The 19,114-nt window shown below is 67.6% G+C and carries 16 protein-coding genes and 3 pseudogenes; 6 read left to right on the top strand and 13 right to left on the bottom strand.

Annotation, left to right across the window (positions count from 1 at the left end; genetic code table 11):
* Positions 1-405: 405 nt before the first annotated feature.
* From OG734_RS27245 to OG734_RS27235, 3 genes are all read right to left on the bottom strand, one after another.
* Positions 406-1,062 (bottom strand): nucleotidyl transferase AbiEii/AbiGii toxin family protein, encoded by a 657-nt coding sequence (locus OG734_RS27245; protein WP_330290120.1) that lies wholly within the window; start codon positions 1,060-1,062, stop codon positions 406-408.
* 11 nt (positions 1,063-1,073) lie between these two features.
* Complete coding sequence (locus tag OG734_RS27240) at positions 1,074-1,397, bottom strand: hypothetical protein (protein ID WP_330290119.1); 324 nt, start codon at positions 1,395-1,397, stop codon at positions 1,074-1,076.
* An 88-nt stretch (positions 1,398-1,485) separates the two neighbouring features.
* Positions 1,486-1,710, bottom strand: a complete 225-nt coding sequence (locus OG734_RS27235; protein WP_330290118.1) for a hypothetical protein — start codon at positions 1,708-1,710, stop codon at positions 1,486-1,488.
* Between the two features lie 365 nt (positions 1,711-2,075).
* Between OG734_RS27235 and OG734_RS27230 the strand changes: the two are divergent.
* The 3 genes and pseudogenes from OG734_RS27230 to OG734_RS48030 all read left to right on the top strand — a co-directional run.
* Positions 2,076-3,725 (top strand): annotated as a pseudogene (locus tag OG734_RS27230) (TOTE conflict system archaeo-eukaryotic primase domain-containing protein); the annotation flags it as partial.
* A gap of 307 nt (positions 3,726-4,032) precedes the next feature.
* Positions 4,033-4,470 (top strand): DEAD/DEAH box helicase, encoded by a 438-nt coding sequence (locus tag OG734_RS48035; RefSeq protein ID WP_443064915.1) that lies wholly within the window; start codon positions 4,033-4,035, stop codon positions 4,468-4,470.
* Complete coding sequence (locus OG734_RS48030) at positions 4,377-4,610, top strand: Lsr2 family DNA-binding protein (RefSeq protein WP_443065105.1); 234 nt, start codon at positions 4,377-4,379, stop codon at positions 4,608-4,610. Before OG734_RS48035 ends, OG734_RS48030 begins: the two co-directional genes overlap by 94 nt.
* Positions 4,611-4,887: 277 nt before the next feature.
* Here the strand turns inward: OG734_RS48030 and OG734_RS27225 are convergent, their stop codons facing one another.
* Entirely contained in the window at positions 4,888-7,176 is a 2,289-nt protein-coding gene (locus OG734_RS27225) for a 2OG-Fe(II) oxygenase (RefSeq protein WP_330290116.1), read from the bottom strand.
* A gap of 164 nt (positions 7,177-7,340) precedes the next feature.
* Here OG734_RS27225 and OG734_RS27220 point away from each other — a divergent pair, with 164 nt between their 5' ends.
* Positions 7,341-8,510 (top strand): hypothetical protein, encoded by a 1,170-nt coding sequence (locus OG734_RS27220; RefSeq protein WP_330290115.1) that lies wholly within the window; start codon positions 7,341-7,343, stop codon positions 8,508-8,510.
* Between the two features lie 1,214 nt (positions 8,511-9,724).
* Here OG734_RS27220 and OG734_RS48025 read toward each other — a convergent pair.
* From OG734_RS48025 to OG734_RS27195, 6 genes and pseudogenes are all read right to left on the bottom strand, one after another.
* Positions 9,725-9,951, bottom strand: a pseudogene (locus tag OG734_RS48025) (transposase); the annotation flags it as partial.
* Positions 9,952-10,017: 66 nt separating this feature from the next.
* Positions 10,018-10,458 (bottom strand): annotated as a pseudogene (locus OG734_RS48020) (IS3 family transposase); the annotation flags it as partial.
* A 263-nt stretch (positions 10,459-10,721) separates the two neighbouring features.
* Entirely contained in the window at positions 10,722-11,906 is a 1,185-nt protein-coding gene (locus OG734_RS27210; protein WP_330290114.1) for an amidohydrolase family protein, read from the bottom strand.
* Positions 11,903-13,027 carry an MAB_1171c family putative transporter gene (locus OG734_RS27205; RefSeq protein ID WP_330290113.1) on the bottom strand — a complete coding sequence of 375 codons (1,125 nt, stop codon included), beginning with the start codon at positions 13,025-13,027 and terminating at the stop codon, positions 11,903-11,905. Before OG734_RS27205 ends, OG734_RS27210 begins: the two co-directional genes overlap by 4 nt.
* Positions 13,027-13,548, bottom strand: a complete 522-nt coding sequence (locus OG734_RS27200; RefSeq protein WP_330290112.1) for a hypothetical protein — start codon at positions 13,546-13,548, stop codon at positions 13,027-13,029. The genes OG734_RS27205 and OG734_RS27200 overlap by 1 nt, the downstream gene beginning before the upstream one ends.
* Positions 13,529-14,029 (bottom strand): hypothetical protein, encoded by a 501-nt coding sequence (locus OG734_RS27195; protein WP_330290111.1) that lies wholly within the window; start codon positions 14,027-14,029, stop codon positions 13,529-13,531. The genes OG734_RS27200 and OG734_RS27195 overlap by 20 nt, the downstream gene beginning before the upstream one ends.
* A gap of 972 nt (positions 14,030-15,001) precedes the next feature.
* Here OG734_RS27195 and OG734_RS27190 point away from each other — a divergent pair.
* On the top strand, positions 15,002-15,766 hold the full coding sequence (locus OG734_RS27190) for a response regulator transcription factor (protein WP_330290110.1): 765 nt from the start codon (positions 15,002-15,004) through the stop codon (positions 15,764-15,766).
* 964 nt (positions 15,767-16,730) lie between these two features.
* Here OG734_RS27190 and OG734_RS27185 read toward each other — a convergent pair.
* From OG734_RS27185 to OG734_RS27175, 3 genes are read right to left on the bottom strand one after another with little or no spacing between them, the layout of a single operon-like run.
* On the bottom strand, positions 16,731-16,907 hold the full coding sequence (locus OG734_RS27185) for a hypothetical protein (RefSeq protein WP_330290109.1): 177 nt from the start codon (positions 16,905-16,907) through the stop codon (positions 16,731-16,733).
* Positions 16,904-18,175, bottom strand: a complete 1,272-nt coding sequence (locus OG734_RS27180; protein ID WP_330290108.1) for an ATP-grasp domain-containing protein — start codon at positions 18,173-18,175, stop codon at positions 16,904-16,906. Before OG734_RS27180 ends, OG734_RS27185 begins: the two co-directional genes overlap by 4 nt.
* Positions 18,172-18,894 (bottom strand): ATP-grasp domain-containing protein, encoded by a 723-nt coding sequence (locus OG734_RS27175; RefSeq protein WP_330290107.1) that lies wholly within the window; start codon positions 18,892-18,894, stop codon positions 18,172-18,174. The genes OG734_RS27180 and OG734_RS27175 overlap by 4 nt, the downstream gene beginning before the upstream one ends.
* Here OG734_RS27175 and OG734_RS27170 point away from each other — a divergent pair.
* Positions 18,893-19,072 (top strand): hypothetical protein, encoded by a 180-nt coding sequence (locus tag OG734_RS27170; protein WP_330290106.1) that lies wholly within the window; start codon positions 18,893-18,895, stop codon positions 19,070-19,072. The genes OG734_RS27175 and OG734_RS27170 overlap by 2 nt on opposite strands.
* The last annotated feature ends 42 nt before the right edge of the window (positions 19,073-19,114 follow it).

The raw sequence follows: 19,114 nt of genomic DNA, 5'->3' as shown, positions 1-19,114 counted from the left end.
AAAAGAAAAAACCCCAGGTCAGAGGCTTGGCCTGGGGTTCACCATGGAGCCGCCTTCGGGATTCGAACCCGAGACCTACGCATTACGAGACCATGGGGATTCGTGATGTCTCGTTCCTGCTCGTGCCACCCGGTGCTGTTCTGCCTAATCAGAGCACGTACGGACAGTTCTACAGTGACGCCCTGTATTACCTCGTCCAAAGGCATCCGGCCGCACTGTGGCCGCACATGGCCACACCCACGGGTGTTCCGGGCGGCCGGAACGCCATTGTCACCCTCCTACAGGGCAGCCGCAATGCTCCTGCTCCTGCTCCTGCTCCTGCTCCTGCTCCTGCTCCTGCTCCTGCTCCGAAGTGCCGATAACCGGTGAAAGAGCCCGCACCAGTTGGCGCCAGGGTCTGCTGGGTCATCTCTCGTCGAACCGTTCATCGAGGATCTCGGCAGCCCAGCCACGCAGCCGTCGGCGCATGGCCTCTACCTGGCCACCATCGACGCCGTAGGCCTCGTACTCCCGGTCCGGCCAACGGTCGACCGCCCGCAGCGCCTGGGCGAAATAGCGCGGATCGAACCCAGCATCGTGCTCCGACGCCAACTCCAGCAGCCGACCACCCGAGTACCGCCCGGAAGCAAGCGCGGCATTCACATCGAGGTAATCACGCGGCGCGGCCCGTCCGAACAGCGTGGTCACCTTGTTGGCCACCGCGTCGTCAGGGTGCAGTACGGGACCGATCTCCAAAACAGCAGGCGACCGAGCCCGCCAGTCGCACCCGAGCTCCACCTTCGCCGTGTGTCCCTGTTCGTCAGTAACCGCGAACCGGGCGAACACCCCACCGGACTTCTCCACCTCAACGGTCAGGTCTACCTCCCGGTACGCCGCAGCCACCGCATCGACTGCCTCGGAGAAGGCAACCGGGTCAGCGTTGTCCGTGAACAGGTCGACGTCATCCGACAGCCGCTCCAGAAACCCGTGCACCTGCACCGCATACCCGCCGGCCAGGACAAAGCCGTACCTCGCGGCGGCTCCAAGACCGATACGGGCGAGCCGGGAGTGAAACGGATCCATGCCGACGAATACTATGCAGCCCTGCGGGCCAGCTCCGGGAAGCGCCCCTCCCACATCAGCCGCACCCGCGGCGGAAGCCACAGCCTCTGCCACACGGCTGAGAGAAGCACGCGGTCGAGGAACTGCCGCAGTTCCTCCACATGCATGGCCTCGCGGATGACCGTCTCATAGAGCATCCGCAGGTCAACGTCATCCGACAGGTCGTAGGCACTCTTCGGTGTCCAGTCCAACGCGGTCGGCAAAACCACGACCCCGTCCGTCGGACCGGCCAGCTCATCCAGGGTCTCCGGAACCGTGTACGGCCGGATCTCCGCATACCGCACCCGTGTCTCCATGCGCTCAGTATGCCCAGCCTCGTCCCGGACAGCCACAGCCACCTGCCGTCGATCAGGGCCTGCAGGAGCCGGAGCGGATCCGTCCGGGTCAGGCCAGTGGGTAGCCCTGAGCGAGCAGGGCTTTGCGGAACGCGGGGAGCTTTTCAGCGGGGACGACCAACTGCAGCTCACCGAGGCGGGTGCAGAGGGCGCGCAGGCGGCGGTCACCCGCAAGGAGAGCAGCCAGCGCTTCGTCGGCGCACTCGATGAGGTGGGCCGTACCGGTGTCGCGGACCTTGGGACCTTGCCGAGTGGGTGTTCTGGACCAGCGCACCTCACGGGTCGCTGGTCCTGCGGAGAGCCAGAACAAACCCGGTCCGAAGTCAGACTGCGAGCGGGGCTCGCAGCGCGAGACGTTCCACGCCCAGCACAGCACGCTCGCGCCCGTGGATCGTGCCCATCTGATGCAGCCTTCACCAGTCGATGCCTCCAGTGGCCACCCGGACCAGGAGAGCGAGGGAATCGAGGACGGAAATGTCCTGATCGGCTGCGGTCCGGTCAGGATTTTTGGATCATTGACCCGTGGATGACTGGTCCGGGTGGGACGACCCCGCCGAGTTGCGGATCCGGCTCGACGTCGCGCTCGAGCGGATCGCCGAGCTGACGGAGGAGAACCGGCGGCTCCGGGAACGCCTCGGAATGCCGGCACCCGACACCGTGCCCGAGCGGCCCGAGGCGGTGGAAAGGCCGGCGCCGCCCACGTCGCCCGAGATGCCGTACGGCAGTGGCCTGCCCTACGCCGACGCGGCCTCCGCCCCGCAGGCCAAGGTCGCCCTGTTCCGCGCACTGTTCGTCGGCCGCGCGGACGTATACGCGAACCGGTGGGTGAGCGCGAAGAACGGCCGGACCGGATGGAGCCCGGCCGAGGAGAACCCCTGGGACAAGACCAAGTCGGAAGCCGAGCGGGTGTTCTTCCCGCTCACCGACCAGGTGATCTTCCGGCACCTGAGTCGGCCCGAGCCGGGACAGCGCGAGCTGCATGTGGGCCTGTACCCGATGTTCCCCGACGACACGACCCAGTTGCTGGCATGCGACTTCGACGACAAGGACTGGCAAGGCGACGCCGCCGCCTACGTGGCGGCCTGCACGGAAGCCGGGGTCCCCGCCTTGGCGGAGGTCTCCCGCTCCGGGTCCGGCGCACACGTATGGATCTTCTTCACCGCGCCGGTACCGGCCAGCCTGGCCCGCGCACTGGGCATGGCCTTGTTGCGGCGCGCGATCGACGCTCGCGACGGGATGTCCCTGGCCAGTTACGACCGGCTCTTCCCCGCCCAGGACTTCCTTCCCACGCACTCCAAGGGCGGGGCCCGGTTCGGGAATCTGATCGCGCTGCCGCTGCACGGGGCCTCCCGCACCGCGGGCACCACGCTCTTCTGCGACCCTGCCACCTGGACACCGTACGAAGACCAGTTCGCCTACCTGTCGCACACCGAACGCCTGGCGCCCGGGCAGGTGCAGGAGTTGGTGGAAACGTTGGGCCCGCTGCAGGCCGGCCCCAGCCCGACCACGCCGGTGCTGCCGGCCCGGCCGCGCCGCAGCGCGCTGGGCAAGGCCCCCAAGACGGTCAGGGCCAAGGCAGGAGCGATGCTCCGCATCGCCACCACCGGACTGCCACCGCAACTGATCGCGGCGCTCAAGCACGCCGCGTCCTTCCACAACCCCGAGTTCTACCGACGCCAGAACCAGCGGTTCTCCACCTTCAACACCCCACGCCTGATCTGCTGCTTCGACGCCACCGACCCGAAGTGGATCGCCCTGCCCCGGGGGCTTCGCGACGAAGCCGCCAGCCTGATCGCCGCCGCCGGCGGCACCTTGAAAGTCACCAGCACCTTCCCCGACCAGGCCCCGATCGACGCCCGGTTCACCGGCGAACTCACCGCCGTACAGGCCCGGGCCGTCGAAGCGATGACCGCCCACCCCACCGGGGTCCTGGTCGCCCAACCCGGTGCGGGTAAAACCGTGATGGCCTGTGCCCTGATCGCGGTTCACGCCCGGCCCACCGCGATCATCGTCAACCGGGCAGAGCTGCTGGCCCAGTGGCGCGAGCGTCTGGAGACGTTCCTCGACCTCGGTGAACACGCCGTCGGGTCGCTCGGCGCGGGCAAAGACCGCCGCGGCGGCGTGGTCGACCTGATCATGCTGCAGTCGCTGGCCCATCGTGAGGCCGCCACAGGACTGCTGGACGGCTACGGCCTGATCGTCGTCGACGAGTGCCACGCCAGCGGGGCTCCGGCCGCCGAGGCCGCGATCCGCAAGGTCAAGGCCGAGCGGTGGATCGGCCTGTCCGCCACCCCGTACCGGGCCGACCAGATGGACGCCCTGATCACCATGCAGTGCGGGCCGATCCGCCACGAGATCGAAGACCAGAGCAGCTTCGCCAAACACCTCATCGTGCACCGCTGCCACTTCACCACCGAAGAGCCCGGCACCGACGGCGCTTCCATCCAGGCCATCTACGGGGAACTCGCCGCCGACCAGGCGCGCAACCAGCAGATCGCCGCCGACATCGCCGACGCCTCCTGGCGTGGCCGGTGCAGCCTGGCCCTCACCAATCGCATCGAGCACGTCAACCAACTCGCATCTGCGCTCAAAGAGCATGGCATCGAAGCACGGCATCGAAGCACTGCTCCTGCACGGCGGCCTGCCCACGACCGACCGGGACCGCGTCCGTGCCGAACTGTCCGGCGCCCGTACCGGTCCCTTGGTACTGCTGGCGATCGACAAGGTCGCCGGGGAAGGGCTGGACGCACCCGTGTTGGACACGTTGTTCCTGGCCAGCCCCATCTCGTTCAAGGGCCGGGTGATTCAGCAGGTCGGCCGGATCATGCGCAACACCGAGGCCAAGAAGAGCCACGTCGAGGTCCACGACTACCTTGACTCGGAGGTACCGCTGCTGGAGCGAATGCACCACAAACGCCGCAGGATCCTCGACCGCAGAGGATCACCACCGCGGCCCCGCCACGGTCGGACCCGCAGTCGGGTCGGACACCGCGTCCCGGTGGCGAACCGGGCACGCCCCGCGTTGCCTCCGTAGCCGAGGACCGAGCGCAGGAGCCAACCACCGCCCAGGTCCGCTCGTGGGCCCGAGGCCAGGGCATCGACGTCCCGCCCCGGGGAAAGCTGCGGGCGGCGATCTGGGACGCCTACCAGGCCGCCCACCCCAGGCGCCCGTGAGGATGAACCGTTCCGGGTGCGGTGGACAACTCTGAAAGCAACGGCGCTGGTGCAGCCGAAGCCCACCCAGCCTCATGGCGGGCTGGCCGTGACCTACCGGACCGTGGGCGATCTCGACGCGGCGGGCAGCGGTGCCCAGCTCGCCATCCACCGCATAGCCCAAGAAGCCCGGACCAACACGCTCAAGCACGCCAGCACCGACTCCACCGCCGCAGTGACTGCGGCCGCACACGCCGACCGGGGCGCATCCGCGCGGCCGCCGAGCCGGAAGCCGCGGTCATCCGTTCCGCAGGGACATCAGCCATGCCAGGTCCGCCGTGGCCTGGCTGCGGACCGCCCGTTCACGGGTGAACAGTTCCTGGGTCTTCGTCAGTACCAGCGTGTACGGGCGCCCCTGCCTCCGGGTCTGGTGGCGCACCGGCAGCTCGGCCGAGTCGATCCTGGTGTGCACATGCCGCCGCCCCTCCTTCGCCAGCGGCCATTCGAGAACCCGCCGCGACCGGGACCCGAGGAAGGCGCCGAGGACACCGCACAGCTCGCAGCCGCACCCGTCCCAGGCGACTGACCAGTCGTCAGCAGCGCGTGGCGGCCGCTCGCACACCGTGCGGAGCCGGTCCGCGCTGTCCTGTGCGAGCGCGTCGAGCCCTGCCACGCCCCACTCGGCCGACGTGCTCGCCTCCGCGGCGCGGCGCAGCAGTGGCATCAGGCACTCGAGCACCGTGTTGCCGCGTTCGCGCAGCGCTGCCAGGATCCCGTCCCTCAGCTCTTCGTCGGCCGCCGCCAGGACGTGTCGCAGCGGCAGGGCCAGCTGCTGCAGCCGCGCACGGCGGATCTCGGCCGGCCCGGTCGTGGTCCACGACCGCAGACCACTGTCCACCGCGGCCCAGACCCCGGCGGACAGCCGCCGTGCCACCGCCGGCGCCCGATGGGCACGCAGCGCCGCGCACAGTTCCGGCAACCGCTCGGTCCACTGGTACTGCTCCGGTTGGAGGCGGTCCTCCGATACGAACCAGGCGTCGACGACCCGGCCCGTCCATCCGGTCCCGTACCGCTCGGCTGCCGAGGCCAGTGCGCCCGCGTGCTCCAGACCGAGCGCGCCCGCCCTGAACGGCTCCAGCAGCATCGCTGCGGTCTCGGCCGCATCCAGGCTCTTGGCCACCTGCAGCGCGCAATCCAGCAGCTCGGGTTGCGGACGGGTGTGCTTCCAGAACGGTGCGAGGGACTGGGCCTGGTTGCGCGCCCGGTCCAGGTCGCCCCGCGCGATGCCGACGCGCAGTTCCTCCAGGGCCCACCGCGATCCGGCCTCGCCGCGTACCGCGAAGGCCCGCTCACGCGGCCACACGACAACCGCGGCCCGCCGGTACCACCGGTCCAGCGTGTTGCCGTAGTTGCCCATGTAGCCCTCGTACTGGGAGTCGTAGGGCGTCAGGTCCGCGCTTTCGGTGCTCGTGCACACCTCGTAGTCCTGAACCCGCAACGAGATCTCTTCGCCACCGGTGCCGTCCGGACCGGTCCACCAGCCCAGGGTGATCTCGTCGTCGATCAGCTCCTGGAGGACGTAATCCCCATCCTCGCCGACCTCGCCCGCATCACCGTCCTCGTCCTCGTCGTACCCGTGGTCGTCCCAGGGATCGTCCCCCTCGGGATAGGCATCCCAGGTCTCCTTCACCTCGGCCAGGGCGAGCACCGACTCGCACCCGGCCTGCCCGGAAGCGGCACGCAGCAGAGCGGCACGCCCCGCGTCGGCGCCCTTGAGCCGCTCCCAACTCAGACCCCGCTGGGTGTACTCGTGATCGAGTAGGTACACGAGCCGGGTCGGCGGATCCAACTCACGGGTGTCGTAGCGCGGTTTGGCGGGCGAGCCGAAGTGCCGACCCAGACTGTGTGCCAGCTCCGCCAGCGGTCCGGACGCCTCCGCCGAAGTCCCCGGCTCGGCGAGCAGGTTGAAGGTGAGCGCCACCCGGTACCCGGTTCGGACCGGAGTGACCTGGTGCCGGCAGTCGGCGTAGAAAGCGACGAGGGTCAGATCCGTCTTCGAGGCACGGTAGGCGCACTGGCGCCCGGCGTGTTCGATGACCAGCTCTCCCCCTGTGTGCGCCGAGGGCAGGGAGAGCACCAGCGTGCCCACCATGGCGTCGTCCTTCTCCGAATCCTGGTGCGGAAGGAAGAACTGGCCCTTGCCGTACACCAGCATCGCGTGCGGCTCAGCCCGCAGCCGGGTCGACGACGGGAGACCGAGAGCGCCCCGGAAATGCTCCAGCGCGCCGCTCAGCAGCGACGGCCAGGAAGGACCGGAAGGACCGGCAAGACTGATCTGATCCGGCAGGATCTGCCAGGTGTCACGCACACTGGTGTCGCTCAGCGTCTCTTCGCCCCGCCCGAACAACGCAGGCCGTGCCACCGAGATCAGCCGCTTCACCTGGGGCGCCCGCAGCGGAAGGTTCACCGGCCCGACCCCGGCCACCTCAAGGCCCAGTCCGGCCACAGGTGCCTCCAGCCGGGCACTGAAAGCCCCCGCCTTCTTCGCCCCGCCGAGCAGCCCAGCAAGCCGTTCCCTCGGTGTCACCACCACGTTCCTGCCCTCCGACCCCTGCGGGTACGTCGTTCTCGGCCCGATCCTACGAACCCGGCGACACCGCCAGGACCGTAACCGTGGATGGGCCCCGAACGAGGCATCACAGTCAGGTCCCGTGAGATGAGCCGCAGCACCTGTCGGTAGGCTGCACGGCCGTGAGCGAGTACCAGTACTACGAGTTCCAGGCCATCGACCGACCGTTGAACAAGGACGAACTCGAAGGGGTGCGGGCGCTGTCGAGCCGGGCCCGGACCAGCGCGACGCACTTCGTCAACGAGTACCACTACGCCAACTTCCGCGGCGACGAGCGCAAACTGATGGAGCAGGTGTACGACGCCCACCTGTACTTCGCCAACTGGGGCTCGCGGCGCCTGATGCTGCGCCTGCCCACCACACTGCTGCCCGCCCGCAACGCCGAACCGTACTGCGCGGAAGACGCCTTGACCTGCTGGACCAGGAAAGGGCACCTCCTGCTCGACTTCTCCTACTCGTCCGAAGACGGCGGCGAATGGGACTTCGAGACCTCCTTCTCCCTCGCCTCCTTCACCACCCTGCGTGCCGAACTCGCCGCGGGCGACCTGCGCCCCCTCTATCTGGCCTGGCTCTCCGCGCTCACCCGCTGGGAGCTGGAGGAAGGCGTCGACGAGGACGAGTACACCCACGCCATCGAGCCGCCCGTACCCGCAGGCCTTGCCCAACTCACCGGTCCGCAGCAGGCCTTGGCGGACTTCCTGCACGTCGACCCGCATCTGCTCACCGCGGCTGCCCGCGTCGGCGGTGCCGCCCCTTCCCCGGCGATCGACAAGGACGCACTGGCCGCCTGGATCCGAGCCCTGGCACCACGCGAGAAGGACACCCTGCTGCTGGACGCGGCCCTGGGCACCGCCCCGCAGCCGGGCCCCACTCTGCTGGCCCGCCACCGCGCCGCGTCCCGTGGTACGGCCGAACCGTCCACCGCTTCCCGGCGCCGCTCAGCCGCGGGGCTCCTCGACGCCGCCCACGAGGTGCGCAGCGAGCACACACGACAGCAAGAGCAGGCCCGCGACCAAGCCCTCCGGGCCGAACAGCGGGCTCACGAGAGCCACCTGGACCGCCTGGCCGAGAACGCCGAGCAAGCCTGGCAGGACATCGCCCACCTGATCGGGCAGAAGCAGCCCGGCCCCTACGACAACGCCGTCACCCTGCTGAAGGATCTCCGCGAGGTCCACGACCGGGCGGGTACCCCCGAGGAGTTCGCCCGGCGCCTGCACGCCCTGCGCGAGCAGCACCGCGGCAAGTCCTCGCTGATGCGACGCCTCACCAACGCCGGCCTGACAGCCCGCTGAGGCGCGCTCAGATGGAGGCGGAGCGCCGCGAGGGCGGCCGCGCGGCCAGTCGTGGACAGGGAGATCAGGGCGTCGATGAACCGTTCCGACTCGAGGTAGCCGAGTTCGCAACCGGTGTGCCAGAACCTCCCAGCAGCCGCTCGGTGTCCTTCCCCTCCATCACGGTGCCGTCGCCGTGGGCGAAGCCCGCAGCAAGCACTGGATGGGCCGCTCGTGCCCTGTGCGTCTGGGACGGAGCCTGGGACCAATGGCTCCCGCAGAACAAGATCAGACCCTGGTGCACGGCCTGACCGACGGAACTGCCGTGCTCGTGGCCTCCGTCCTGCGGGAGCATCCCGACTGCGCCCAGCACTTCAGCGGGCCTGGCCGACGATCGATACGCCGACACGGACCTGCGCCTCGCAGTGCAGGAGGGCGCCGATGCACCAGAAGGCCAAAAAGCCCTTGCCTCACCGATCACGCTGGGCGTGAGTTCGACTGCAGCGGCCCAAGCACCTGCCGCACGCAGCTCGACGATCACCTGCGTGCCCACTTGGCGGGTTCGAGTCCATCGGCGTGGTTGTCGAATACCAACAAAGCATCGGTCAACGATGAGCCCAGAAACTCGACCTCCGATGGCCGCTCCGGCACTGTCGCTGCACTCATGGCCGCACACTGGCCGCACATGGTCCTCGATGGCGCCTCAGCCAACGCCATCGTTCCCGCAAAAACCCAGCTCAGAGACCCTGAGCCTAGGCATCACCGCAGAGGCCACACCTTCGACCTACGCATTGCGATGCGCAGACTGCGCGTGTCCGTTTGGCCCGAATCCCAAGGTCAACGAAAAGAAGAAACCCCAGGTCAAAGGCCTGACCTGGGGTTCACCATGGAGCCGCCTTCGGGATTCGAACCCGAGACCTACGCATTACGAGACCATGGGGATTCGTGATGTCTCGTTCCTGCTCGTGCCACCCGGTGCTGTTCTGCCTGATCAGAGCACCTGTGAACAGTTCCACCATGACACCCTGTGTTACCCCGTCCAAAGGCGTCCGGCCGCACTCTGGCCGCACACGGCCGCACACGGCCGCACCTACGGATGTAGTAGCCCTCCAGAACGGCATTGTCACTGTCCTACAGGGTAGTAGCTGGACTCCGTGGGGTGACCGGTGGTTCGACGCGGGACGGTGCGGGGTGGAAGGGCGGTGGGAGCGAGTGCGCTCGTCGGAGGTGAGGTGACCGACCGCGCTCATACTCCTTCTCACACCGGCTCGTTCGCAGGCGTCGGCGAACGCGGCACTCGTATATTGGGCGAACCGTGGTCGCAGTGAAAGATCGCGCCGCCGAGACTGCCGCGGGTCTGCTCGGCCGCCGCCAGGGCGTCAACGACGAGTTCGGCCCGCATATGGTCGGCGATCGCGCAGCCCACCAGGCGGCGTGAGCACAGATCGATGACCGTCGCCAGGCAGATCAGGTCCGCGGCCTTGACTGCGGCCGGGTCCGGGATCGTGGTGCGGTGCTTCTTGCGCAGGCGCAGGCCGGCGAGCCCGATGGTCCGCATGACGCGGGCGACACGCTTGTGGTTCACGCGCTCGCTGTCCTCGCGGAGTTCGGCGGTGATGCGCGGGACTCCGTAAGTGCCGTCCGAGGCGGTGTGCGCGGCCCGTATTCGCCGCGCGAGCTGGTCGTCGGCGGCCTGCCTGGCGGCCCGCGCGGGTGCGGTCTTACGCCAGTAGTAGAAGCTGGACCGGGCGATCCCGATGATGGTGCACAGCCGCTTGACGCCAGCCGGATCCTTGGAACGCGGCGCAGAGCGCGCTCCGGGGCGCCGTCCGTCAGCGGACCGGATCCAGTTGCGCAGCGTCTCGGTGTTCACCCTGAGATCAGTGGCGACCGACTTGATCGTCGCTCCCGGCCTCGAGCGGTACAACGCGACCGCGACCGCTGTGAACTCGGCGGGATAGCGCTTCATAGCCATCTGTGCGGGACTCCATATCCACCCGGACCATCAAGATCCAAGCGTCTCTGGTTCCAAAACCCGGGGTCAGGTCCCCCGCCGCTGCTTCCCCCATTTCCCAGCAGCCGGCAGCCGACTTGGCCAACTCCCCCCGCCTGCAGCCTCACCACACGGCTGCGAAAACAGCAAAAGTCGAGCACCTCCCTCGGCCTCGGCACTCCCCGTCGAACTGGAGGAGCCTGTCCACCACTCGGGGGACAGGCCCTATCCATCATCCTTCACTTGGTGACCGGGCGGCCTGCCGTGAAGATGTGTCGGATCCGGCGGAGGGCGCCCAACTCGGCCAAAGGGTTACCGTCGATGACGATGAGGTCGGCACGCATTCCGGGAGCCAGGACGCCTGTATCGGAGAGTCCGAGGGCGTGGGCGGGGTTTACGGTGGCCATGTCGACGATCTCGCCATTTTCGAAGCCGAGCGAGGCGAAGAACTCGAGCATTCCGACGTAGTCGCCGAACCGCGCCCCCGGCACGCCGGCATCTGTGCCGGCGATGAACCGGACACCGGCCTCCCGCATCTCCTGAATGACCTCGACCATGGCCTTGCCGCGTTCGGGTCCCATCTGCTCGAGGAACAGCTGCCAGTCCCCGGAGATACAGCGGCAGACGGAAATATCGTTGTCAACGATACGCCGAGTGGTCGCTGGGTCGTAGACGATGCCCTCCGCGGTGCGCCAAGAACAGTGTTCAATGGTTCGGACGCCGGCGGCCACACAATGACCAATGGTCTCGGTGCCGTGAGCGTGAGCGGCCACTCCCAAGCTGTAGCGTGCCGCTTCCTCAACGATCAGGCGCAGTTGGCGGGGGGTGAACTGCGCCTCCCACATACGCGGACCATTCGGGGTGAGTGCGCCGCCCGAGGCCATCACCTTGATCACGTCGGCACCGGCTGCCGCGTTGCGGGCGATCTGTGCCCGGATGTTGTCGTCCGTGGTCACTTCACCGCCGAGAAAGCCGCAATGACCACCGTGCGAGGTCAATGGTGCGGTCGCTGCGACGATACGGGGCCCGACTGTGGCCCCGGAGTCGATGGAGGAGCGCAACGCCACGGTGAGCCCGTCACGGTCACCGAGATCCCGTACGGTCGTCACTCCAGCGGCCAGCAGTTGCTGGGCGCGCTCCGCCATGGCGGTGGAGAGCTTGCCCGGGTCGGCGTTCGCCACCGCGCTGATCAGGTCCGGACCCGCATCAAAGGCAAGGTGGACATGACAGTCCATCATTCCGGGCATCACTGTCGCTCCAGGACACCGCAACCGAGGTACTTGCGTATCCACCGACGCGTCCAACTCGGCGGCGGTACCTAAAGAGGCAATGACGCCGGATTCGACGAGCACGGCGCCGTCGACGGTCACCTGATTCGCGGGCCCGGCGATGACACGATCCGCAGTGATCAGTACCTTGTTCACGATTTCCTCTCGCGTAAGGCGTGGGATATAGCGATGAGTTCACGGGCGTCGGCGCCCAAGTCGTTGCTGGCTGGTGACGCGACGCGAGCGGCCGACAACTCGGTGTGCGGGCACTCAGCCCTCGGCTTCAGCGCCAGCGCCTCGGTGATGTGCCGAGCGAGTCGGTCGGCCGGGCCACGGGCGAGATCGGCGTCAGGCGCGACACGCGTCAGGTAGGGGCTCAGGAGCACCAGTCCGTCGCGGCATTCGATGAGCCGACGATAGAACCTCTGCTCGTGGGTACGACGATGCCACTTGGAACCGGCCGGTGTCTGGTTCAGGACGAGTTCCGGGTAGGCGTCGGTGAGGACCGTCCACAGGGGGGTGAGCTCCTGGCGCATGCGGCGGTGGTGCACGGTCGACCGCAGGCGGGTGATCAGCTGCACACAGGCCGAGTAACAGATTCCGATGAGGACGCTTCCCATGGCCCAGTTGGAGATGGACCAGTTCACCGTGTTGAACGCCTCGTGCGACCCTGGTTCGTCGATGCGCAGAACCACCAGGATCATGCGGTTGACCGAGGTGATCGTCAGTCCGAGGAGTCCCAGGGCCATGGTCCGCAAGCCGAGTCGGAGGTGCCGGGACACCCTGCGCCCGTAGCGCAGGGCCCAGAGCGCGGAGGCCAGATAGGCGTAGACGAAGCAGGCATTGCCGATGAGGTAGAACGAGGCGATGGCCGGCTCCGCCATATACGGGGTACCCAATGAGTGACCACGCATCGTCGCAGGTGTGGCGATCATGGAGATCATGAGGGCCATCAGGGCACCGGCGAGGAGGCCGACGTTGATCCGTAGGCTCCGACGATAAGCGTCCGTGCCACGCGTGGAGGAGGCGAAGAACAGGATGAGGGCGAACAGGCCGGACATGTAGATCCCGTTGAATGCCATCTTGCCGACACCGACGGCCGTGGCCGCGTCGATCGCGCCGTTGACCTCGGGAAGGCTGAGGACTTCTCCGCCCAGCAGCATGAGCAGGGAGGCGACAAGGAAGCGCAGTACCCTGCCGTGGGGAGCGCGCGCCAGGTCGATGCCCTTCCACAGCACTCCGATGCTCAGCAGGGTGATCAGAGGTACTTGGAACATCACATCCACCCCCAGTGGGGGTTCAGTGCGGAACGCAGCGGACCGAGAGCCGGGTCCTCGGACGTACGGGGAGTGACGTAGTCGATGACCACCGCCCACTCCTGGATGATCGTCGCCACCAGTTCGGCCTCGCGTTCGTAGTCCTCGGTGTAGCAGGTGCGACGAAAACCCCGTGTGGTCAAGTCGTGGGGAAATTCCGGGCCGAGATCGGGGAGGTCCTCACTTACGTCACCGTCGTCCTGATGATCAGCGAGGATATGACCTATCTCATGCAGGATAATGTGATCCTGGTGAACGCGCGTGGTTTCCTCCTGATAAAAGACCACCTCTTCGTTCGGTCGGGACATCCAGAGTCCGAATGGGCCTGGCACTGGAAGCGCCCAGGGAATCAGTCGGATAGGTTTGTTCAAATGTTGACCGAGTTTGAGGCATAACTCGTCAACGCGCAGGCGCGGTTGAATGTCAAGTTTCCGCAGCAGCTGCCTGCAGTGGCGACGGAGTTCACGTTCGCGTACGGTCATGGTTTCCTTCCTCGTTCTCCAGGGCAGGGATCGGGGCACCGTCCTGATCGAGGATCGCAATCATCTTGAGCAGTTGCTTGCGCATGGCCGGCGTCATCGCGCCCGCCCTCATCGCGATCGCCCGCACCTGGTGATCTGCGAGTCGCTGCCGCAACAGCTCGTCCTCGGGGTCCTCCTGAGCGACCAGCCACTGCACCGTGACCGGCGGCGTCCCCGGTGGGCGGTGGTCGTCGAAGAACTTGGCAAGACCCTCCAGCACGCTCAGCGTCGGGTTGCTGTGTGAACCGTTGCGAAGCATCGTCAGATAGCTCCGGGACAAGGTCGTCGGATGCGACGGGTCAGTGGTGACCGCCTTGGCCACCTCGGCGGTGGAGTACTCCCGTTGCCGACCGTGTGCGTCGACCCATCGCACCATCGCAAACAGCGAGTTCAAACGCTCGGACAATGATTGCTGCCGTTCCCGGTCGCCGTTCGACTCCATGGCCACGCTCCTCGCGCCAGTTCGACCCGTCACGCCTTCGGGATGATACAGCCGTCACACTGCAGCACTTGTTGAACCACATCCCATTTCAGCCCCACTTTGCCACGGATCGGTGCTAATATATTCGACGTCTTGCCAACAAGTGCGCCATTCTCAAATGCGGACAGACGCGGTGATCAAGGTCGCGACTCCGGGGGGGCAGCGCGCATGTACCCCCAACGCGCGGGTGAGGAGGCGCTTCACATGCGTACCAGCAACTCCGTGCTCCCGACGGGGAAGCCGTGGGTGGACTCGCCCTGTTCCGAGTGGCATTCGCCCCGTCATCCCAGAGTTGCCCGTCCCTACGGAGACCCGTCGCCGTGGCGGCACCTTCCAGAAGCCGGGCCCTTGGTGACACGTGTACTCGTCGTACGGTCGGCCCCCACGTACAGAACCGCAAGAGGATGGTCAGGAGTCACGCCCTCTACAGAATGGGGCCCCGGCCTACGTGCTGGTGGGCCCGAACGATGGTGGCGGAAGGTCCAGACGATTTCGTTGCGGACCCGGTGGTCGCCCACCCATTTCCGGCTGCGTAGCCCCTCGGACAGCAGTGAGCCGACGAACTCCCGCTCGGCATCGGACAGCTCATGACGGCGTACCACTCCGACGACTTGGCCGAGCGCTGTCACCGATCACCGCGGCACGTCACCAAGGCCGAGCCGCCCTTCGCCGACACGGCTGCCAAGCTCCGCCGCAGGACCAACGAAACCGCGAAAGTCGATGACGGGCGTGGGCCAGTTACCCCAATGACCCCGGCACGCATCGACTTTTGCTTCATTCCGATGCAATACCGGATCCCCTTCATTCGCCGTTCGCCAAGCATCCGACTGCAGTCGGATTCCGGCGATGCGCGCCCTTCTATTCTATGTATGCATGCATGGAGATGCTTACTCAAACACCATTCTATCGAACAAAGGTGGAGGCTGTCTCGGTATGAAATACCAGTCCACGAAAACGGTCGTGCCGCGTATTCCGCATCGTGCACCCGCAGAATCCGCGCCCACTCGACCGCAGGAGCGGACGGATCGAAAGGCCATACGCGTACTCGCCGTGGAAAGCGAGTCACAGGACGCCGAACTGCTCATTCTGGGACTGCGCCGACATGGGTACAAGGCGGAGCAGGTCCAGACCGGCGCCGAGGCGCTTCAGCAGTATCGGAAGGCCGACCTGCTGCTCATCGACCTGGATCTGCCCGACCTGGACGGTGTGGAACTGTGCCGCAGCATTCGGGCCGTCTGTGACGTCGCCATCATCGTCGTCACCGCCCGTGACACGGAACTCGACAGGGTCCTCAGTCTGCGCGCGGGAGCGGACGACTATGCCGTCAAGCCATGCAGTCTGACCGAATTGGCTGCTCGAATAGAAGCCGTGATGCGCAGGGTCCGGCTGCAGCCATTCGTCCCCGAGGACATCATCGCGGTCGGCTCGCTGCACATCGATCACCGCACCCGGGAAATCCACCTCGACGGCCAGTACATAGAGGTGACCCGAAAGGAATTCGATCTGCTCTATCTGCTCGCCTCACGGCCGGGCAGTGTATTTTCGCGGAAACAGATCATGACCCAGGTGTGGAGCGACCCCAAAGCGAAACCCGGCCGGACGATAGATACGCACGTCAGCAGCCTGCGCAGTAAACTCGGTTCCAGCCGATGGATCACCACGGTGCGCGGCGTCGGTTTCCGTTTTGGACCTTTCTGATTTTTTCGACGGCCCTCGCACGGCTGTTGCCCCGACTGCCGAATCCTCTCCCGGGGCTCCTCCAAGAACTCCGGCACATTCCAGGCCCTGTGACAGAGGATCCGGGACCCGACGATCAACGGCGATCGCGGCTTCCGGGCCGGCACAGCCCCTGGGCCCCGGTCGTAGGCTCCGGACGACGCGGCCGACGACGCGCGGCAAGTGGCCCTCAGCGGCCCGATCGCCCGGCCGTGAGCCGGTTCCAGGAGTGACACCACTTCCAGCGGCCCCAGTAGACCCAGGGACCGTCGATGCAGTGTGCCGCCCCTTGGCGACGCGGTGTCCTTCACCACCTGCTCGATGCCGAGGCGCAGGTCGTCCACGGACGGACCCTCCCGGTCGACCACGATGGAATTGGGGACGGGGACGATGATCTGCGGTACCCGCTGGGTCTCCGCCACCGCGAACGTACCGCTCCGTGGTGCACCACGGCAGCGGCCCCGGGCAGCGGTACGTATCCCGCTGCGCGGGCTTCCTCAGGATGTCCATGAGTGGCAGGCCGCAACCGGGGCCGACCACAGGTTCCGTTGTCGAACCGCTTGTTGAACGCCTGCGACTCGGCGACGGTGCCGGCGGTCGTCCGTCGGCGGTGAAAGCCGCCGCGTATTCCTCGAGCCGACCGGAATCAGCGACGTTCAAGTGCTGGATTCCTCATTGGACATACGCATATCGGCGTCGTCGTTCGCGGGTGGGCGGGGCCGGCTGGCCTCAGATCCACGGCCTGGCATAGGCGTTGAGCCGGGCGGTGGCCACAGCGGTGGCCTGCGTGATGTCGTCGGGGTACCGACCGGGATGAACGCGTGGCGGATCCGGGGACGGTAAGGCCCGTAGGCCCAGGTCTTCTCCGGCCCGCGGCTTCGGTCGGTCCAGAAGGTCGTCGAAATGGCGGCGGGTACGGCGACTACCAGACGACGGGCCGGAGCTGTCAGAAGGCGGTGCCCGCGGATTTCTCGCCGGTCTCCACGGCGCCGCCTTCGCGCTGCCACCGGATGATTCCGCCCTCCAGCGGGTGATCACGCCGACCGCGGCAGATACGTACCGCTGCCGGTCGGTCGACCACCATGCCGAGCATGTAGCGGGTCTGTACCGACAGGCGCTTCATGGCATCGCCACGATCTCGGTCTGGGCCTCGAAACGCGCCCCGAGGTCCCGCAGTCTGCTCTCGCACCCCGCGCGCGTGTGCGCCGACGCGACGGCGCAGGTGAGGAAGTCCGACGAGCCCGAGGCCGCCGGAATCACCTGTCCCACCCGGCCGTAGAGCCAGAAGCGTTCCACCCAGGGGTCGTCCGGGACGGCCGGCAGGGAGCGGACGTGGCCCGGTCGCTTCATCATCAGCACCTGCCCCGCCATGGACAGCGGTCGCGGCCGTGTCCCGTCGCGCCGGCTCGGCTCCAGCAGGGGCAGCGGGAGTCCGACGCCCGCTCGCGTCGCGTACTCGCCGAGGTTGTAGCCGAACAGGGTGTGGAAGACCTCACGGACCTTGGCGCCACCCGGCCGGCACGCGATCTCGCACAGCACGAGACGGTCGTCCGGCGTGTGGAAGATCTCCGCGTGGAAGCCGTGGTCCTGCAACCTGCCGTAGGGCCGTCGCAGGGCGGCCAGCGCCCGGTTGGTCAGGGACAGCAGGCGTTCGGTGAGCGGGTCGTCCGGGTCGAGGGTCAGGTCGACACGGGCGCCCGGGTCCCAGCCGTAGGAGGCCAGGTCGTACTGGTACTCGGAGGGCCAGGCCACCGCGGTGCGTCCGTCACACACGAGACCGTCGACATGGCACATGCGGCCCGGGACGAACGACTCCAGGATCAGGTCATCGCGCGGGGAGTCGGCGAATACCCGCGCGGCGTGGCTCCGCAGCTCGTCCCGGTCACGCAGGATACGCAGGCCGATGGAGCTGAAGCCCGCCCGTTCCTTGAGCACCAGCGGGAATCCGAGCTGCTCAGCGAAGGCCAGGGCTTCCGCGGCGTTCTGCGGCACCGTGTACCGGGCGACCTCGATGCCCGCCTGCTCAAGGCGCTCCTTCATCAGCGCCTTGTCCCGGAACGGCAGCACGTCGGCGGTCCAGGCTCCCTCCAGCGCCCGGCATTCGCGCAGCCAGGCCGCCAGGATCACGTCACCCTCGTGGTGCGCCACGACGTGCCGGACAGCGAACTCGTTCGCGAGCTTCTGGGCCCGTGCGAGTACCAACTCCTCGTCCTCGAAGTCGCCGAGGATCTCCAGGTGCGCAAAGCCGTGGTCCCCCGTCGGCACCTGCTCACCGAACGGCACGAGCTTGTCGTGGGCGGCGAGGACGACGATGCCCCCCGGGTAGTCGGCGAGCCAACGCCCGTACGGGAAGGGCTCGAACGGGTTGCGGTGCAGGATCAGTACGCTCATGCCACGCCCCCTGTGACGGGCGCGAGGTCTTCGGCCTCGGTGACCCGACCGCGGCTGCCACTGCCGTCGGCACCGGCGATCCGGATCTCGACCGTGTCACTGACGAGCTCCGCGCCCCGCCGGATCGTGGCCGTGGCGTCCGGCCCTGTGACGGCCACCAGGCCGAGCCGGTCCCAGTTGTCCTTCAGAGCGCGCACGGTGTCGCCGATCGCGGGTCCCCGCGCGCCGGGCCTCACCTCGGTGTAGCAGACGCCGTCCCTGAGGCCGATCAGGTCGAGGAAACCGCGCACACGCTCACGCACCTCCTCGGCCACGGCCACCTTGAGGCGCGCCGGCACGGCGTGGCCGAGCTCGGCGAAGTGGCGGGGGCCGACGAACTTCTCGGTGATCGCCACGACGACGTGCCGACCGGCGAAGCTGAAGGACTCGACGCTGAACTCGGGTCCGCCGACGTACTCCTCCATCAGGAAGTCCTGCAGGACGAACAGTGTCGAGATCCGGTCGGTGTGCGTTCCGCGCAGCCGTTCCACCTCCGCCCAGACGCGGTCGGCGTCGGCGGGGGCGGCGACCCGGAAGACACCCAGGCTCGCCGTGCCGTCGGCCGGCTTGACGATGAACGGGTAGCCGTGGCCGGCGGCGAAGGCGTCGAGGTCCTCGCGCTTCAAGAGCGGAGCCGCGCCCACCGCCTCCGGGTCCCGCACGGTCAGGTGCAGACGCATGGCCCACCTGTCGCGGATGCGCCTGGCCACCTCGTACCCGGTGCCGCCGAGGCTGAACAGGTCGTTGATCCGCCCGGCGTTCTCCAGCCCCGCTTCGGTGATGGAGAGGGCGGCGGCGAATCCCGGCGACTGCCGCAGCGCCCGGGCGGCAGGCTCGACCTCGGCCCACTCGGTGTAGTGAGGACCCGGATGACGTCCGCGAGTCGCTCCTGTTCGGCAC

The organism is Streptomyces sp. NBC_00576 (genome assembly GCF_036345175.1).
Classification (GTDB): domain Bacteria; phylum Actinomycetota; class Actinomycetes; order Streptomycetales; family Streptomycetaceae; genus Streptomyces.
This window is presented reverse-complemented; position numbering and strand designations above follow the sequence as displayed.

Excerpts from the sequence above, each read along its gene's own strand:
- OG734_RS27245 (WP_330290120.1), bottom strand. The coding sequence starts at position 1,062 with ATGGATCCGTTTCACTCCCGGCTCGCCCGTATCGGTCTTGGAGCCGCC.
- OG734_RS27240 (WP_330290119.1), bottom strand. The coding sequence starts at position 1,397 with ATGGAGACACGGGTGCGGTATGCGGAGATCCGGCCGTACACGGTTCCG.
- OG734_RS48035 (WP_443064915.1), top strand. The coding sequence starts at position 4,033 with ATGGCATCGAAGCACGGCATCGAAGCACTGCTCCTGCACGGCGGCCTG.
- OG734_RS27205 (WP_330290113.1), bottom strand. The coding sequence starts at position 13,027 with ATGTTCCAAGTACCTCTGATCACCCTGCTGAGCATCGGAGTGCTGTGG.
- OG734_RS27200 (WP_330290112.1), bottom strand. The coding sequence starts at position 13,548 with ATGACCGTACGCGAACGTGAACTCCGTCGCCACTGCAGGCAGCTGCTG.
- OG734_RS27195 (WP_330290111.1), bottom strand. The coding sequence starts at position 14,029 with ATGGAGTCGAACGGCGACCGGGAACGGCAGCAATCATTGTCCGAGCGT.
- OG734_RS27190 (WP_330290110.1), top strand. The coding sequence starts at position 15,002 with ATGAAATACCAGTCCACGAAAACGGTCGTGCCGCGTATTCCGCATCGT.
- OG734_RS27185 (WP_330290109.1), bottom strand. The coding sequence starts at position 16,907 with ATGAAGCGCCTGTCGGTACAGACCCGCTACATGCTCGGCATGGTGGTC.
- OG734_RS27180 (WP_330290108.1), bottom strand. The coding sequence starts at position 18,175 with ATGAGCGTACTGATCCTGCACCGCAACCCGTTCGAGCCCTTCCCGTAC.
- OG734_RS27170 (WP_330290106.1), top strand. The coding sequence starts at position 18,893 with ATGGCCCACCTGTCGCGGATGCGCCTGGCCACCTCGTACCCGGTGCCG.
- OG734_RS27175 (WP_330290107.1), bottom strand. The coding sequence starts at position 18,894 with ATGCGTCTGCACCTGACCGTGCGGGACCCGGAGGCGGTGGGCGCGGCT.